The organism is Psychrobacter sp. SHUES1 (assembly GCF_001652315.1).
In the GTDB taxonomy this organism is placed as follows: domain Bacteria; phylum Pseudomonadota; class Gammaproteobacteria; order Pseudomonadales; family Moraxellaceae; genus Psychrobacter; species Psychrobacter faecalis.
Map to the genome: position 1 here is coordinate 40340 of NZ_LXWA01000053.1, position 17020 is coordinate 57359.

Consider the following 17020-nt stretch of genomic DNA (forward strand, 5'->3'; position numbering starts at 1 on the left):
TAGGTCGTCTTTATGCTGCAGCTGCCGTACAGTTTTGCAAAACGCCATCAAATTTTGGCCATTCTTGCTATTGATCCTGAGTTGCCGCCGACCTTGGTGTTGACCAAAACTACGCCATTGTCCGCCATTAATGAGGCGGTGCGTTTTTTACAGCAGCAAGGCGTACGCGGTGTGCCAAATTATGAAAGTATCAGCATTGAAGATTTCGAAAAACGCATGAATGCCGCCTATGCCGGTAATACGGGCGAGTCGCAGCATATTGCCGCTGGGCTTGAAGACCATCCTGACCTCGATAGCCTGGCCGATAGCGTTCCTGAAACAGAAGATTTGATGGATCAACAAGACGATGCGCCAATTATTCGTCTGATTAATGCGCTGTTGTCTGAAGCGATTCGTCTAAATGCTTCAGATATCCATATTGAAACTTTTGAAAAACGCTTAGTGGTACGCTTTCGAGTTGATGGTGAGCTCAAAGAAATTATTACCCCCAAGCGTCAATTGGCGCCGTTACTGGTCTCGCGTATCAAGGTCATGGCTAAGCTAGATATCGCCGAAAAGCGTGTGCCGCAAGACGGTCGCATCAGTTTAAGACTGGCAGGCCGTGAGGTCGATGTACGGGTATCGACCTTGCCATCAAGCTTTGGTGAGCGCGTGGTCATGCGTTTATTAGATAAGCAAGCCGGTCGTCTCAATATGACTTATCTCGGACTGTCTGATAATGACTATAGCGAACTTAAGCGCTTAATCCATCGTCCGCATGGCATTATTTTGGTGACTGGACCGACGGGTTCGGGTAAAACCACTACGCTCTATTCGGCATTAACCGATTTAAATGACCAAACCCGTAATATTTTGACTGCTGAAGATCCGATTGAATTTCAGCTCGATGGTATTGGTCAGACGCAGGTGAATAATAAAGTCGATATGACCTTTGCTAAAAGTTTGCGCGCCATGTTGCGGCAAGATCCAGATGTGGTGATGGTAGGTGAGATTCGTGATTTAGAAACCGCCGAGATTGCTGTGCAAGCATCGCTTACCGGACATTTGGTATTATCAACGCTACATACCAATACCGCCATCGGTGCGGTCACACGTTTGCAGGACATGGGCGTAGAGCCATTTTTATTATCGTCCTCACTGATTGGTGTCGTCGCTCAGCGCTTGGTACGGACGTTATGCCCCCATTGTCATGGTTGGCAGGCTGCCGATAATGAACAGGCCAAATTATTTACTGAAATTGGCATGCCATTAGACTCTAAAAGCTTGGCAGCTGAGGTCATCAATTTACCCAAGCCAGTGGGCTGTGATAAATGTAATAATTCAGGCTTTAAAGGGCGGACGGCAATTTATGAAGTGGTACCGATTGACGATACCTTGCGCCGGATGATTCATAGTAATACTGCCGAGTACGAGCTAGAAGAATACGCCCGTCAGCAAACGCCATCGATACGTGCTGATGGACTACGCAAAGTCATAGAGGGTCGGACGACGTTAGAAGAAGTGCTGCGGGTAACTAAAGAAAGCGCCCTAACTGATGACGCTATGATTGTATAAAAAAACGATGGTATAAGAAAAACGATTGTATAAAGCAAAACGATTGTATAAAGCAAAACGGTCATTGAGTCAAAAGTCGGTGCAATTGGCTCAATAACCGCTAATCAAAAAGTCAGTTTGGTTTATTTGTAATAGCGCTGCTATTTCGCGGCGATACATTCAACTTCAACGCTTGCGCCCGCTGCAAGCTCTGCGACACCAAAAGCTGAGCGTACCGGATAAGGCTTAGCCAATTCTGATTTATAGATTTTATTAAAGTTATCAAAGTCATCCATATCAGTCAGCATCGCCATACATTTGACGATGTCTGATTTTTGGTAGCCGTACTTTAACAAGGTTTCATGGATATTATCGAGCGCTTGTTTGGCTTCCGCTTTGACGCCGCCTTTGACCAATTTGCCGTCTTTAAAACCAATCTGTCCTGACATATAGAGCGTATCGCCGACCCGTACCGCTTCCGAAAACGGATAGTTACCGCCGTCGCCGAGAAATACTGGGCTAGATTTGGTAATGGTTGCGTTATTGGTCGCTGGCGCGGCATTGGCCGTAACCGCAAAACCTAAGCCTAATGAACAGGCGCTAATCAGCACTACTTTAGATAAATGAGTCGTCAGTTTATTGATATATCTAGACATACTTGTCTCCTTGTTATTGTAATGTTTTCTAAATCCATTTTTTGGTAGCTATTTGCTTCTCTAGCAAATTAAAATTAATTGCTTTCTAATTCTAGCGTTGAGTGTTTGCTGCTTGCTTCACTCTCGTCTTGCTCAGACTTAGATTGCTCATCTTTGGTTTTTTCATTGTCATTTTGCTTGTTTTCTAGCGCTTTAGCGGCTTTACCTTGACGGCGTGCTTCTAGCTCAGATTTGGGTATCCAAGCCCACGTCATCTCAACGACGATAGGGTCACGGTCGCTATCTGACTCGCGGTCATGAATCACGCACGGTATGACCATCTCACCCTTTGGCGTATTTAAAATATCCAAGCGTTGCTCGTCAGATAATGATGCCACCGCGGCGATTTGACCTTTTTTAATCGGGCGATAAAAATTCACCGAGTAAGATTTAATCAATAATACGCGGTCAGAGGGTAGGTTTAAACCCAAAATAAACCCTGTTGCGGTTTCCGCAAGTAAGGTGATAGCAACCGCATGAACCGAGCCGATATGATTTTGTACCGCTTTGGTATTATTTAAACTGACCACCACTTGATTGGGATCGACGTTTTCATAATAAATACCTGTTGTGCCCACGTACGGCACAACTTTACCAAAGGCTTTTGATAAAATGCTGGCGCGCGCGGCCGCAGGCAGAAACTTGGTGACAGACAGCAGTTTGGTAAATTGGTTGCTGATGGGTTTTAGCGTGCTATTTGGTTTTTCGTCTAGCACTTTGGTGTTGTCAGAAACTTTGGCTGGTAGTTTGCTACTCAGTTTGCTAGGGAGTTTTTTTAATAATCCTGACATACAACATTCCTCAATTTAAAGTGGGATTTACAGTGTTTTACTAGTGCGATAAAAAATATTGAGATGATTGATAAGTTAGCGAATTCTTTTATCTTAGCAACTATTTTAGTTATGGTACATTAAGTGCCGTATCGCTACCATTATTAACATGAACTGCCGCGCGTATAAAATATGACTAACGTAACGGTATCTTAGGTATGAGAAATAATGCCATTTTTGTTAGCTCGTTTAATTTTAGCGAGCCACGTTATAATCGTCAGGTTTTAGCACATTTCAACTATTTTGCCGTTTTTTTCTCATGTTCGATAATGCCATGCTAGATAAGGTCATGCCAAATATGTCTCCTTCCAAACCAACCAATATCATCTATACAGGCGTTGCTGGTACAGGTAAAACCTATCGCTTGCTCCAAATCGCCCAGCAATATACTGACTGCTTACCAAAGATAAATGACAAAGAATTATTGAGACAACTTTTGCAGCCGTTAAGCTGGCGTGACGTGGTTTGCTTAATATTTTTGGATTTTAAGTCGAAAAAACAGGACTTGGTCAAGGTACCAGAAATTGTCAATCATGAGTTTTTTGTCAATAAAGCGGCGCAAAATGCGCGCGATAAAAACTTAAGCAATACCGCCTGGTCTGTGCTGCAAATGCATACGCCTACGAGTTCGCAAACGGTGAGTTATAAAAACCGAGCCAGCCAAGCCTATTTTGATAAAGACAATAGCGGGGCATGGTATTTACTGCCAGAAAGCATGGAGTTGTTAAGCGATTTAGCGCAGCAATTAACGGAATTTCAGCAGGCGCAGCGTGAGAATAATAGCCAAAATCAAGAGTTCCGCCAGCAGCGCTTTAGTATGGTTAGCTTCCATCAAGCCTATGGTTATGAGGAATTTGTCGAAGGTATCCGCCCGGTGATGGCGTCGTCCGATCATACAAAAAACAGCTCATCTCAAATGAGTTATAGCGTGCAAGATGGCGCGTTTTTGAAATTGTGCCAACGCGCTGCCAATAATCCTGAGCAGCGTTATGCGATGCTGATTGATGAGGTCAATCGTGCTAACGTGTCACGGGTCTTTGGCGAGCTATTAAGTTTGATTGAACCCGATAAACGCGCTAGCATGGCAAATGCGATGACGGTTAATTTGGCGTATTCAGGGCGAACCTTTAGCGTCCCTGCCAACGTTGATATTTATGCCACCATGAACACCCAAGACCATTCATTAACGCCGCTTGATATGGCATTACGGCGGCGTTTTCGCTTTATTGATTGTCCGCCGCAGTCGGAATTATTACCTGTTATTTATCTCAATCAAGACTTAAAAGCTGATAATACAGAAGCGTTTAAGTCAGAAGAAACAATAGATTTGGCGAAACTCTTAACCGGTTTAAATCACCGTATTACGCAAACCCTTGGTGCAGAGGCACAATTAGGTCATGCGTTTTTATGGTCAGTAGACAGTCTTGAGCACTTGCAAACGGCACTGATTGAACAAATCATTCCGCAATTGGCACAAGCAGCGGGCGGGCAAGTCACTGTTTTGCAATATATCTTTCAAGATGAGCAGCAGCCCCTAAGCGCGAAGTTTATACAAGATAGCCAAGCGCTGTTTGATAATGCCAATAACTTAGTCAGTCCTAATAATTCAAATCCAATGTTTGCCGACCAGCATTCATTGCTCGGCCAGTCTATGAGTAGTGGCAGTTATAAAATTAATGCCGATTTAATCAATAATACTGCTGAGTTTGCCAAGCCGTTTGTCTATCAGCGTTTATATTAACAAGGTGGCTAGCTTGTGATGAGTAGAGTATTACAGTCTGAGAGCAAAGCGATAGGCAGCGACATTAATCATAACGTTAATAGTGGCAATAATAATAGTGCCAATAGTAATAGTGCGAGTATTGCTAATAACGTCAATGCGGCTGCACTTAATGCTAATATTATTACGGTGTTTGAGCATCAACGTTTAACAGCCCATGATTTTGCGCACGTAGCGGACTTTCATTGGCTAATGGTGCAAGAGTTTGCCGTTTTTAGCATTAAACGTCAGCAAGGACAATGGCAACTAAAAGTCGGCCATTATATTGGTATTATTTTATTGCCAAGTGGGATGTCACTTGAGATGTTGCCCAAGTTAATAGCAAAAACGTCTAGCAAACATAATTCGTCACAGCCATACGGTTTAGCTAAAACCAATGACATCAATCAAACGCGGCAATGGGTGCAGAATATGCTGGCAGATTTAACCAGCAGTCATGATAAAAATAAGCTTCCTAATACAAAAAACTTTGGCCAATTTAGCAATCAGTTAGCAGCGCTACCGACTAAAGCAATGCCATTATCTGACTGGCTGATTGCGCAGTTTTTACAGCGTTTGGCGCATTATCAGCCGACGAAGCACTATCAGGCGAAAATCCATAACCAAGCAGCGTTACAAGGTCGTTTGCTGATTAAAGAGCAATTACGCCATAACAGCATGCAGCCGCATAAGTTTGTCTGTGAAAGCAGTGTACTGAGCCAAGAGATGCTGTGTAATCGCTTGATTAAAAGCGCGCTGAATTTACTTACTCCGTTATCTCCGCCATCAATGTCACTGCCCGCATTACAGCAGTGGCGACAAGTAGCAGTGTTAAGTCGTTATGAGTTGCAGCGGCTTGAGTCTTTTTATCAGCAAGCAAAGCGGCAATTGGCACTGCAGCCTTTATCTCGGCAGCAATTACAAGCGGCGCAGCAGTTATTGGACTTAGCTTATTGGCTCTTGCAGCAATCTGACGCTCATACTGGCAATGGCATTAAGCCGCAAACATTAGCCAAGCAAAACGCCGCACAACCGCGCCTATGTTTATTGATTGATATGAATCAAGCGTTCGAGCAATGGACAAGCCTGCGCATAGCGGCCCAGTTTCAGCAAATTGATTTGGCTTATAAGCCTTTGTTTCAAGCACAGCGAGTGTGGCTACATGATGTAAAAGGGCAGGCGTGTTTGTCCATTCGTCCTGATTTATTGATTTATAAAAGTGCTCATTTGCAGACTGGACCTAACATTAAAGCGCTGGGTGAGGATGACGTAAAATCAGAAACGCATACCTCTGCTCACTCACCCCAATCAGGCAATTATAGCCATGTGATTGATATTAAATGGAAGCATTTACCGCATGCAGGGGCGATAAGTGCGGGCGACGCCTATCAGTTGAGCAGTTACGCGCAGGCTTATCACGCCGAGCAGGGCTGGCTGGTTTATCCGGTACAGGACGATAGCAGACAACCAATCCTGCTCCAGCAACAAGCTTATAATGACGCAGACAATGATAAAAGCTACAAAAAGCCGTCCAATCATGCCAAATTATGGCTGATACCCTTTAATGTGCTGACCGGAAAAGTAAACGGTGACTTGCTTCCAGATTTGAATGTAGTATAATAAGCGCTGTTGGCAATGTAGTATTAAGGTCAGTAAAAAACCAACGTTGCGACGCCGCCATTGTTATAAAAATGGCGCATTTTTGAAAGAATTTAACGATTCTTTAAAATAATCAAAAATAGGTGTTGACACAATCGGCTTTACCCCTTAATATGTGCACCTCGATAGCGAGGAACATTAACAAGTTAGCGGTATTACCAACAACAAGTTAAGTAACAAATTATCGAGATAATAGAGAATTTCGGAGTGTGGCGCAGTTTGGTAGCGCATCTGGTTTGGGACCAGAGGGTCGTAGGTTCGAATCCTATCACTCCGACCATCTATTTAAAGAGCCTTACAGGCTTTTTTTTATGTATGATGATATTGTTTTTATGTTAGATATTTCTGATATGATAAACCAATCAAAATATATAAAAGTCCTCTAAGAGCGCCTGTAGCTCAGCTGGATAGAGCATCTCCCTTCTAAGGAGGTGGCCGCAGGTTCGAATCCTGCCAGGCGCACCATTTAGCCTGTCAATCTTGCCTTATCAGGCAATAGTTATGGCGGTTGTAGCTCAGTTGGTAGAGCCCCGGGTTGTGATCTCGGTTGTCGTGGGTTCGAGTCCCATCAGTCGCCCCATATTTTATTCTGCATCTCCTTCCTTATTAAATTCAAAAATATCAAAATAACACTGCTTGCCTTTACTGGCATTTTTTTGTGCCTGTTTGTTTTATATCAATGCATACTTTTTAAGTTATGATGATATGCGAACTAGCCTGCTGTTTTAATTCTAATAAGTTATAAACTTCCTAGGCATTTAATGTTTAAACATCTGCTAGCCTTTTTTCGCTATTTTTCTTATGATAGATAGGCTCGCGATTGTTCTATCATTTGTTAAGCCTTGTTCAATTAAGCTATCACATTAAATTATTTACTCGATATTCTTATTCAAATTTTTGCTTTGATTTTATCCAAAATAAAATGCCTATCAAATAAAAATAAAATTTTTTGCCCCATTATTTTAAAAGATTTTGCAGTCATCAGTGCTTTGTTTCTATTTTTAAATTTTTCTATATTAATTACCCATGATTGAGGAAGTGATGGATGGACGCACTAAGCGTGTTGCTACAAAATGTACATTTATTCGAAACGAAGTATTATCGATTAAATGTGACGGGCAATTGGTCTTATTCACTCACTAGGCAAGATACGATTTTATTTTATTTGGTGATGTCGGGTGGTTTTTGTATCGACGTCGGCAATGGCCCACGAGAAACGCGCGCCGGTGACATGATTATGATTCCAAGCGCGCATCAGCACGTGAGTTATGCGCTAAATTATTATAGTGATGAGGCGCAGCCGTTAGATGAGTTATTGACGAGCTGTAAAGATCATACGCTGGATTTAAAGGGTGACGGTGATTTTGAAGCGTCATTGATATTAATCGAGTGTAAGTATGATAAGGCGATGATTCGGCCTTTATTGTCCGTACTGCCATCGATTCTGCCGGAAGTCAATGATGAAGATGATGGCCGGTTTGAGGTGATTGATGTTGAGATTAGGCTACTGACGCTAGAGGCTGAGCACGAGCGCATGGGTAAAACCGCGGTGATCAATCATTGGGCAAGTATTATGATGATTGAATGTTTGCGGGTATATATTGAAAGTCTGCCTGAAGCCACTGAGAATTGGCTAAAAGCGATGAAGGATCCGTTTTTGACCAAAGCGCTGGTTGCGATGCATGAGATGCCAAGCGAAAATTGGACCATTAATAAGCTTGCTGAGGTAGCAGGCATGTCACGCTCAAGCTTTGCTCAGCGCTTTAAAGAGGTCGTTGGTATACCGCCGTTGACCTATTTGATGGATTATCGCTTGCGCTTGGCCGCGCGTTATTTGCGTTTGCAGCAAAACAGTATCAGCCGTATTAGCGGTTTGGTCGGTTATGCCTCGGATTCAACCTTTAGCCAAGCGTTTAAGCGTGTTTACGGCATCTCACCTAAAGCTTATCGGCAGCAGTATCAACAACAAACGCTCTCTTAATTAGCTGTTAACTGCTATACCTTTTTAAAAAGCGCTCAGGCTATTTATCGGCCTTAGCGCTTTTTTGCTCGATGCTCATTATTAATTAAAACTCCCGCCTTTTACCATAACTATTACTTACCATCACCTTTATCACTGATTTCGATACTGAGTATTTCGGCGATGGCTAGCTGACAATGCACTTAGGTTAAGGTACTATAGAGTCATGTTTTGCCCAAGCGTAGTAGTGAGATTTTAGCGCATTTTATGGCACTGTCTGCTGGCCGCTATCGATAAGTAGTTGGTTTTAAACGCTGATAGACTATTCATTTAGGATAACTTGGGCAAAGTTTATTTTTGCAGCTAATGGTATTTTATGACTGAACCAACCGCTAAGCCAACCGTGACTTCAAATAGCCAGCGTACTACTGCGTCCGCTACGCCGACGGGCAACGCTGATAAAAAAGACGTAAAAAGTAAGGCGAAAAATAAACCGCGTACGGCAAAAAACAAGCAAAAAACCAATATTACGCCTGCGCTTGATAAAGCGGCGCTGCTCGCGTTATTTACGTTATCAAATACTGAGTCAAATGTTGAATTAGGCGTTGAGCAAGCAAGTCTAAATACTCTTAGCAGCAGTGAGTCGAACAGCAGCGAAACCAATGTCGCCACGCAGCGGTTAGCGCTTTATCGTCGTCAGCATGAGCGCACACGCCAGCTATATATGGCCTCCGCCGCTACTCGTCCTACGTATCTGGTGCAAACGCTAAAAACGCAGTTTGCAGAATATCAGCAATATTTACTGGCGCAGCAGCTTGATAAACGTGGTCTGATGGATACCGATGGGCTAGAGCGTTTATGGCAACAGTTGCACGTGGTCGATGATATTATCGAAGATATCGTGCGTCATATGCCCGCACAGCAGCCCGCCGGTTGGCAGCTGACGACACAAGATGGTCATAATCCACTGCGTTTCCCTACCGTTGGTAAGCTCAAACATGACAAGCCTATTGTAGATCAAGGCAGCTTAAACAGTTATGTGCTTGGTCATTTTGGCGTCAGTAGTTTTACCTATGACCGCGCTTATTATATTGGTCATGTAGTTGGTTACTTATTTAGCTGCTATTTTTGTGCTCATCTGTCTATCAGCTATGGGGTTACCGCACTTGGTCCGCAGGTCGTGAGCGACTATGAATACGCTAGTTTAGAGACGCCACATATGGTAAGACTGCTACAAGGCTTGGATGGTTATTGCAAAAAACGTATTTATCAATTGGCCGTTATTTGCGCGCGCCTTAGCGTCTTCGCCAGTGACAAGCGTATCGAGCGCATGCTGATTGCTGAAGTCAATGATTTTGATAAAAAATTGCAACAACAGCATCTAGATGTTTTACTGTTACAAGGTTTAATGCCAGATAGCAGTGATTCTACGCCGCTTTTTTAAGACTTTTACTCTTTAAAATCTATTGTAAAACTTCTGTTTATCAGCATGTTAAATTGCTCACCTTAGGATATTTGCTGCTATGCCCGCTTATCATTATAAAGCGTTAGATGACCATGGCAGTGTCCAAAAAGGCTTACTTGAAGGCGATTCTGCGCGGCAAGTGCGCCAGCAGCTGCGTGATAAACAGTGGACGCCCGTCGAAGTCACCGCCGTCAATGACCGACAAAGCCAAAGTAAAAACCGCTATAAAAAACCATCGGCTTATGAATTAGCACTGCTGACTCGTCAATTATCGGTATTACTTGCCGCCGGTATTCCTTTAGAGGAAACGCTGGCTGCCGTCGCCAAACAATCACCAAAAACCCATATTAAATCATTAATGCTTGCCGTGCGCTCGCATGTGCTAGAAGGTTTAAGCCTCGCACGCGCCCTGCAACAAGCCGCTAGTTTTCCGCCGCTTTATATCGCCACCATTGCGGCAGGGGAAAAGTCCGGTCATTTAGATTTAATCCTTAATCAGTTGGCAGATTACACCGAAAACCGTTTTGCCCTACAAAAGAAAATCCAAGGGGCGATGGTCTATCCAATTGTATTAATGGTAATGGCAGTCGGGGTCATTATGGGGCTAATGAGCTTTGTGGTTCCCAAGATTGTCAAAGTTTTTGAGCAATCTGAGCAAGCGCTGCCGCTGATTACCCAAATCGTCCTGAACTTATCAAATATCATTACCCAGTGGTGGTGGTTGATGCTTCTGGTATTGGCAGGGGCGGCGTTTTTGTTTTATCGCTTTGCGCAAACCCAAGCAGGCAAATTAGCCATAGACAGTATGGTACTGAGACTACCGATATTGGCGCGCTTATCAAAAGGGCTTAATGCGGCCCGTTTTGCCAGTACGCTTGCGATATTGGTGCGCTCAGGGGTACCGTTGATTGAAGCGCTGCATATAGGGGCGGCGGTGACGACCAATTTACACATTCAAAAAACCATTATCACCGCAGCCGATAGAGTCACCGAAGGCTCAAGCTTATCGAGTCAGTTAGGAAAATCTACCTACTTTCCGCCAATGATGGTGCAAATGATTAAAAGTGGGGAAAACTCAGGCGAGCTTGAAAATATGCTCAGCCGCGCCGCCAATATGCAAGAAGCCGAAGCGACCAACTTTATCAGCACCTTGCTGTCGTTACTTGAGCCGCTCATGTTGGTATTGATGGGCGTGGTGGTCATGATTATTGTCATGGCAGTGATGCTACCGATAGTGAATATGAATGATTTGGCAGGTTAGTAAACGCTTAAGCTTTGTTAATTTCTCTGTAGCTGGCTCAAAATCCATTACCTTTATCTTGCTAAAGCTTCCGCTAAATTTCTTAAGCCTTGCTTAGTGTTGTAGATTGTTGACAACGGTATGTTTTTACTAGAGCGCAGCCAGTCATTAGGCTATAGTAAGCGCCAGTCAAAAGCTTTGCTTATAAACTGCTTAGTATAAAGGATAGCGGTTATCCAACATTTCACGGCATGTATCCATAAAAGTAGATATTCATAACAATCCATTGCAGCGCTGGATAAAAATAAAAGCATGGTTTATAGTGATAAACGGTTGAGGGTTCATTAATCTAAAGCCAACCCACTAAAACGCTCTGAACAGTACATTCATTATTTATATCACCTGATACCAAAAGCGATGACCAAAGCGATGACTATAATTGACACGATGCAAGTAGATACCATGCCAAAAAACGCTAGGAATGACGATAAGTTGCAGGCAGAAAACATGAATGAAAATATGCCCGCTGCTCTGAAAGGTCGTCCGTCAATGTCTCATAGCCAGTCTGGATTTACCCTTATTGAGATTATGGTAGTGATTGTGATTTTGGCCATTCTCGCAGGTCTAGTCGTACCAAAAGTGGTCGGACAAAGTGATAAAGCGCGCGTCAAAACCACAGAAACGGCGCTGGCAACGGTATCCAATGCGCTTGATATGTACAAAGTTGATAATTCACGTTATCCGACGACGGCGCAAGGTTTAGAAGCCCTAACCACACCGCCTGCTGACGCCAAAAACTATCCCGATGGCGGTTATATCAAAGGTGGCTATCCGACCGATGGTTGGGAAAACGAGTTGCAATATGTTGCGCCAGGTAGCGAAGGTCGTCCTTATGATTTATTTTCATTAGGCGCTGATGGGCAGCAAGGCGGCGAAGGGCAAGATGCTGATATTTATGCTCAGTTGTAAGCTGCGATTTAAAGTGATTAGATTAAAGTGATTAGCGCTGAGCAACATAGCATTTTCTAACACTTTACTGATTAAAGCGGCGTTAAAATTTCTATATATCAACCAATAAGGCTTTATTGGTTGATATTTTTTATGAAAGCATAAAATAAGTACTATGTTAGTAAGTACCATGCTAAACAGACGGCCACCATATACGTTTAGCCTTTTTAATTAAAAGTCATTACAAACAGTTGTTAAAAGTAACCTTTAAAACCCGCTATCAAAGGTAGTTATTTATGTTTATCAAAACAGCCACCCCAGTTATCAATAAACGCCTTGCTAAAAAACCTCATCTATTGGCAATGGCGCTTATAAGCACTTCGTTGATGACAGGTTTATCAACAATTTCAATGAGCGCGCAGGCAGCAGGGCTTGGTGAATTGTTTGGCAATAATAATGCAGCACAATCGAAGTTTTTGCCAGTCGATAAAGCTTTTAAAGTAGATAGTATTACCAAAGCGACGTCTAAAGGCACGCAGTTATCGATTACCTTTGATATCACGCCCGGCCATTACGTTTATAAAGACAAGCTGATGCTAAGCTTTCCAAAGGGCATCAGTGCGACGCCATTTCGCTTTAGCCAGTCGCCAATTTCTATTAATGATCCTACCTTTGGGAAAGTGCCTGTTTTTACGCAAAAAAATATCATCGCTACCACCACCCTGAGTACCAATAATGGTAAAGGCGCCAAAAATGTACCCGTTGTCATCGGCTGGCAGGGCTGTGCTAAAGCGGGTTTATGCTATCCGCCCGAGAAAATTAAAACCACGGTCAATATTGGCACAGCTCGTAAATAAATAATGATGTAAATAGAAAAGTCCATACAGACAGTGAATTGGTCAATTCGAATTTTGGTAATAATAGGTAGCCCTTCATGTCCCTTAAGAGCGCAGAAAAGTCTCTGTCATTAACGCAAAATAAACCGTCAAAAAAATCTTATCTGTTGGCGTTCGCTTTAAGCGCTGGTTCATTATTGGCAGGGCTAGCAGCGACTGGGCTGATGGCCGTGCCAGTGGCATCGCAAGCGGCAGGGTTGGGCGATTTATTTAGCAGTGATAAAAGCGCGACCCAACCGAAATTTTTACCCGTTAACGAAGCGTTTCAAGTTAGCAGTAGCAGCAAACCGACCAATAATGGCACGCGCTTAGCGATTAACTTTGACATTACGCCTGAGCACTATGTTTATAAAGACCAAATTAAGCTAACGCTGCCTGCTGGCGTGACCGCCGCGCCTTTTACCTTTAGCCAAAAGCCTGTCTCCATTGATGATCCGACCTTTGGAAAAGTACTGGTATTTGACCAAGCCAATATGGTTGCTAGCACTATATTGAGTAGTAATGGCAAGGCGATAAATAATGCCGCCGTGACGATAGGTTGGCAAGGCTGTGCCAAAGCAGGACTTTGTTATCCACCGGAGAAAATAAAAACCACGGTCAAAATTGCTGCTGCGTCACAATCGGCAGCCAATAGTTCAAGTAGCACTGCTACAGTTTCTGCGAGCAATAACAGCAATGCAGAAACTGCGCAAGCATCTACAGAGGCGACTGATACTGATCGTCTTGCTACAGAGCAAACTACGCCAGATGACGAGGTGATTGATTACGCTTTGTTAGATGATGAAGCATTAGATGCAGAGCTTGGTACTAGCAATACCATCTCTGGTGCCGATGAAGAAGTTGTAGGCGACAATGTCACAAGTAATATGCCAGCAAACGATAGCGCTACAACTGCAACAAACAATACCGTTGTCGTTGATAACGCCATTAATAGTGACCCTTTTGGCTTAGCTTCGCATCCGTGGTTGGCATTGGTGTTATTGTTCTTGGCAGGGTTGGGCTTGGCATTGACGCCATGCGTGTTACCGATGCTACCGATTGTTGCCAATATCGTCGCGCGTGAAGACAATCCAACGGTAAAACGCGGTGTTATTTTAACGACCAGCTACGCTATTGGTGTTGCCATCGCTTATGGTATTTTAGGCGCGGTCATTGCGGTATTTGGCGAATCGTTAGGCATTATCGGTTGGCTACAAAATCCGATTATTTTAATTGGGTTTGCCATCGTTTTTGTCTTATTAGCCCTTTATATGTTGGGCGTATTTAGCATTCGTCTGCCAAGATTCATCAGTAGTAAAATGCAGGGTCTAAGCCAAGCGGGGGATAGCAAACTTGGTAGTACGGGTGGCAGTTTAATTGCGGGATTCTTATCGGCGCTCGTGGTATCGCCATGCGTTTCGGCACCCTTATTTGGGGCGCTGCTTGCCGTATCGACGATTGGCAGTCCGCTCCTTGGCTTTGCCGCTTTATTTATGCTCGGTTTTGGTTTATCAGCGCCGCTTATCTTAATCGGCGCGACCCAAGGTAAAATCATGCCTAAAGCTGGCGAGTGGATGAACTGGGTCAAGCAAGGCTTTGCTTTGCTGCTGTTTGCCGTGGCGTTGTTATTAATTGAGCGCGTCTTTATCTCGCCTGTAATGCTGATAGTGTGGGCCCTGTGGTTTATGGTCGTGGCGATGTGGGCATGGAGCTGGCTAGGCAAAGGTCGAATGTTGACCCAAGCATTAAGCTTAATCGCTGGTATTTGGGCGACGTGTTTAATCGTCGGCGCCGCATTGGGTAATGACGACAGCTTACATCCGCTCGCGTCATTAAGCGCCGCGCCAGTGATGCAGACGACTGCTGGTCAACCAGCCAGCAGTAATGCAACCGATAAGACGGTCACGACGCTCGCTGAATTAGATGCTATTGTCGCCGCCAACCCTAAAGTGCTGGTCGATGTCACCGCCGAATGGTGTATTGAGTGCCGGATTATGGATAAAAACTTATTTCATAATCGCCCTGCGCAAATGCAAGATTGGCAATTGGTCAGACTTGATATCACGGAGACTACGGCTGATTCAAAAGCAATCTTAGCGCGTTATAAACTATTTGGTCCGCCAGCATTGCTGTATTATCAAGACGGGCAATTGGTCAATCAGCAAGTGGGTGAAATCGGGCACGCAGCGTTTGAGCAAACCTTAACCGCGCTAAATTAATCGTTTAAATGTAGATAAATTCCACATCATTTCTACCCATTAAAAAGCCAACGTCCTTTGATAATAGGACGTTGGCTTTTTCAATCTTACTAAATAGCTTTTTTAATATAGACGCTAAATCCTTGGTTTAACGTTATTTATTACTATTCATTTAACTACTTACCTTATTATTTACATCAGAATTTGCTCGCAATAACGCTAGTATAGTGCCCTTATTTTCATTACAATAAAGCAACATTGCGAAAGGCGCATTACCACGAGTAATGGCTACCTGACACGTCCATATTTATTGGTTTTCTTTGGTTTTTACTCTATTTTAGCAATCATGCTAATGGTTATATCAATTATCTCATAGACTCTGCTGGCGCTCATGCCAGTTAGATAAAGGACACTTATGTTTTCTCCTATTACGCCGCAGCGTCCCTCTTTAGCGCTTAACAAAGCAGGCAAAAATAATAACAGTCAGCGGTCCAAATGCTATTTAACCATGGCGGTTGGGACAGCGCTTGCTTGTTTTACCTTACAAGCCAACGCCGCTAATGGCACTCCAAGCTATGAAGAGCTACCGGTAGAGAGTATCGCATTTGAGTATGATACTGATGAGGCGGCAAAAGTTGACAATAAGCGCGTGGTCAATCCAAATGCGGCGGCTCAAAGCGACAAGGTGATTAGTAAGGAGTTTGTCGCCGAACAAGCAAGACTGTTTTATGAATGTACACAAGTACAAACCAGTGGTGCGCGTTTGGCTTGTTTTGATAAAGTTGCCGAGCAAGGCAAAACGCCGAGTTACACCACGACTAAACAACCAGTTGATTTGGCAAAAACCCTACAAAGTACCCTTGCTGGTAATCCGCAAGTTGTCCTAGTAGAAGAAAATACCACCATTTCTGCAAACAGTAATAATACAGCAAATAACGAAGCTGGTAATGGCGAGAGTTTGGATACGGTTGGATTGACGCAAAGGGAGGCGGAAGTATTAGAAAACGTCGGCGTCACCCAAGCTGATATCGAGAAATACACGCCGTTAAGTTTGGCTTATGATTTGGATAAAAACAGCGAGCGAGGTACCTGGACAGTCAGACCACACCGACCAACTTATTTGCTACCGCTATTTTATACTTTTGATCCCAATTTAGGACCAAGCACGCCGTCGCAAGATAAAGAAGAATTTACCTCTAACGACACCCGTAATACAGAGCTAAAGTTCCAGCTGTCACTAAAGACCAAAGTGATGGAGGATTTGTTTGATACCAGTGCCGATTTATGGTTTGGTTATACCCAAGAGTCGCACTGGCAGGTTTATAACGAAGACAACTCACGACCATTTCGCGCCACTGATTATCAGCCAGAGATATTTTTGACCCAGCCTGTCACAGCTGATCTGCCTTTTGGTGGCCGTCTGCGCATGTTAGGAGCGGGTGCGATTCACCACTCTAATGGGCAAGATGATCCCTTATCGCGCTCGTGGAACCGTGCTTATCTGATGGCAGGGGCAGAGTGGGGCAAATTGTCGGTCATACCGCGTCTATGGGCGCGCGTCAATAACGAGAGCTCTAGCAGTGAGGACAATCCAGATATCGAAGATTACATGGGCTATGGCGATATCAAATTTTTATATGATTTGCCTGATCAGCAAAGCCTAAGCGGTACTTTGCGTTATAATCCGAGTACCAACAAGGGTGCTGCCCAAATCGACTATGTCTATCCATTATCCAAAAACGTCAACGGCTATATTCAATTATTCCAAGGTTATGGCGAATCTATTATTGATTATAACCATGAAAATACTTCGATTGGTTTTGGTATCGTGCTAAATGACTGGAAAGGTTTTTAGAAT

The 17020-nt window shown here is 43.7% G+C and carries 12 protein-coding genes and 3 tRNA genes; 13 read left to right on the forward strand and 2 right to left on the reverse strand.

From position 1 onward, the window contains the following. The first annotated feature begins 12 nt into the window (after window positions 1-12). Window positions 13-1554, forward strand: a complete 1542-nt coding sequence (gene gspE, locus A7325_RS07230) for a type II secretion system ATPase GspE (protein WP_068406335.1) — start codon at window positions 13-15, stop codon at window positions 1552-1554. A 140-nt stretch (window positions 1555-1694) separates the two neighbouring features. Here the strand turns inward: gspE and A7325_RS07235 are convergent, their stop codons facing one another. Further along, window positions 1695-2189 (reverse strand): RidA family protein, encoded by a 495-nt coding sequence (locus A7325_RS07235; protein WP_068406338.1) that lies wholly within the window; start codon window positions 2187-2189, stop codon window positions 1695-1697. 74 nt (window positions 2190-2263) lie between these two features. Next, complete coding sequence (locus A7325_RS07240) at window positions 2264-3019, reverse strand: DUF4442 domain-containing protein (protein WP_068406341.1); 756 nt, start codon at window positions 3017-3019, stop codon at window positions 2264-2266. Between the two features lie 337 nt (window positions 3020-3356). Here A7325_RS07240 and A7325_RS07245 point away from each other — a divergent pair, with 337 nt between their 5' ends. From A7325_RS07245 to A7325_RS07300, 12 genes are all read left to right on the forward strand, one after another. Beyond that, complete coding sequence (locus A7325_RS07245) at window positions 3357-4799, forward strand: McrB family protein (protein ID WP_227514958.1); 1443 nt, start codon at window positions 3357-3359, stop codon at window positions 4797-4799. Window positions 4800-4817: 18 nt separating this feature from the next. Next, complete coding sequence (locus tag A7325_RS07250; protein ID WP_082894337.1) at window positions 4818-6437, forward strand: McrC family protein; 1620 nt, start codon at window positions 4818-4820, stop codon at window positions 6435-6437. Between the two features lie 242 nt (window positions 6438-6679). Beyond that, window positions 6680-6756 (forward strand) — tRNA-Pro (locus A7325_RS07255). A gap of 108 nt (window positions 6757-6864) precedes the next feature. Further along, window positions 6865-6941 (forward strand) — tRNA-Arg (locus A7325_RS07260). 39 nt (window positions 6942-6980) lie between these two features. Then, window positions 6981-7056 (forward strand) — tRNA-His (locus A7325_RS07265). 465 nt (window positions 7057-7521) lie between these two features. Continuing rightward, window positions 7522-8457 carry an AraC family transcriptional regulator gene (locus A7325_RS07270; protein ID WP_068406344.1) on the forward strand — a complete coding sequence of 312 codons (936 nt, stop codon included), beginning with the start codon at window positions 7522-7524 and terminating at the stop codon, window positions 8455-8457. Window positions 8458-8812: 355 nt separating this feature from the next. Further along, the gene (locus A7325_RS07275) at window positions 8813-9880 is read left to right on the forward strand and encodes a hypothetical protein (protein WP_068406345.1); all 1068 of its coding nucleotides are present in this window, start codon (window positions 8813-8815) and stop codon (window positions 9878-9880) included. A 79-nt stretch (window positions 9881-9959) separates the two neighbouring features. After that, window positions 9960-11162, forward strand: a complete 1203-nt coding sequence (gspF, locus tag A7325_RS07280; RefSeq protein ID WP_068406348.1) for a type II secretion system inner membrane protein GspF — start codon at window positions 9960-9962, stop codon at window positions 11160-11162. Between the two features lie 486 nt (window positions 11163-11648). Beyond that, window positions 11649-12110 carry a type II secretion system major pseudopilin GspG gene (gene gspG, locus A7325_RS07285; protein WP_286796058.1) on the forward strand — a complete coding sequence of 154 codons (462 nt, stop codon included), beginning with the start codon at window positions 11649-11651 and terminating at the stop codon, window positions 12108-12110. A 275-nt stretch (window positions 12111-12385) separates the two neighbouring features. Further along, window positions 12386-12946, forward strand: a complete 561-nt coding sequence (locus A7325_RS07290; RefSeq protein ID WP_068406351.1) for a protein-disulfide reductase DsbD domain-containing protein — start codon at window positions 12386-12388, stop codon at window positions 12944-12946. A gap of 77 nt (window positions 12947-13023) precedes the next feature. Next, window positions 13024-15183, forward strand: a complete 2160-nt coding sequence (locus tag A7325_RS07295; RefSeq protein ID WP_068406354.1) for a protein-disulfide reductase DsbD domain-containing protein — start codon at window positions 13024-13026, stop codon at window positions 15181-15183. Between the two features lie 394 nt (window positions 15184-15577). Then, window positions 15578-17017 carry a phospholipase A gene (locus tag A7325_RS07300; RefSeq protein WP_068406356.1) on the forward strand — a complete coding sequence of 480 codons (1440 nt, stop codon included), beginning with the start codon at window positions 15578-15580 and terminating at the stop codon, window positions 17015-17017. Window positions 17018-17020 lie beyond the last annotated feature (3 nt).

What these genes read in the sequence shown, in the direction of transcription:
- gspE (WP_068406335.1), top strand. Translation starts at nt 13, where the DNA reads ATGCTGCAGCTGCCGTACAGTTTTGCAAAACGCCATCAAATTTTGGCC.
- A7325_RS07235 (WP_068406338.1), bottom strand. Translation starts at nt 2,189, where the DNA reads ATGTCTAGATATATCAATAAACTGACGACTCATTTATCTAAAGTAGTG.
- A7325_RS07240 (WP_068406341.1), bottom strand. Translation starts at nt 3,019, where the DNA reads ATGTCAGGATTATTAAAAAAACTCCCTAGCAAACTGAGTAGCAAACTA.
- A7325_RS07245 (WP_227514958.1), top strand. Translation starts at nt 3,357, where the DNA reads ATGTCTCCTTCCAAACCAACCAATATCATCTATACAGGCGTTGCTGGT.
- A7325_RS07250 (WP_082894337.1), top strand. Translation starts at nt 4,818, where the DNA reads ATGAGTAGAGTATTACAGTCTGAGAGCAAAGCGATAGGCAGCGACATT.
- A7325_RS07270 (WP_068406344.1), top strand. Translation starts at nt 7,522, where the DNA reads ATGGACGCACTAAGCGTGTTGCTACAAAATGTACATTTATTCGAAACG.
- A7325_RS07275 (WP_068406345.1), top strand. Translation starts at nt 8,813, where the DNA reads ATGACTGAACCAACCGCTAAGCCAACCGTGACTTCAAATAGCCAGCGT.
- gspF (WP_068406348.1), top strand. Translation starts at nt 9,960, where the DNA reads ATGCCCGCTTATCATTATAAAGCGTTAGATGACCATGGCAGTGTCCAA.
- gspG (WP_286796058.1), top strand. Translation starts at nt 11,649, where the DNA reads ATGAATGAAAATATGCCCGCTGCTCTGAAAGGTCGTCCGTCAATGTCT.
- A7325_RS07290 (WP_068406351.1), top strand. Translation starts at nt 12,386, where the DNA reads ATGTTTATCAAAACAGCCACCCCAGTTATCAATAAACGCCTTGCTAAA.
- A7325_RS07295 (WP_068406354.1), top strand. Translation starts at nt 13,024, where the DNA reads ATGTCCCTTAAGAGCGCAGAAAAGTCTCTGTCATTAACGCAAAATAAA.
- A7325_RS07300 (WP_068406356.1), top strand. Translation starts at nt 15,578, where the DNA reads ATGTTTTCTCCTATTACGCCGCAGCGTCCCTCTTTAGCGCTTAACAAA.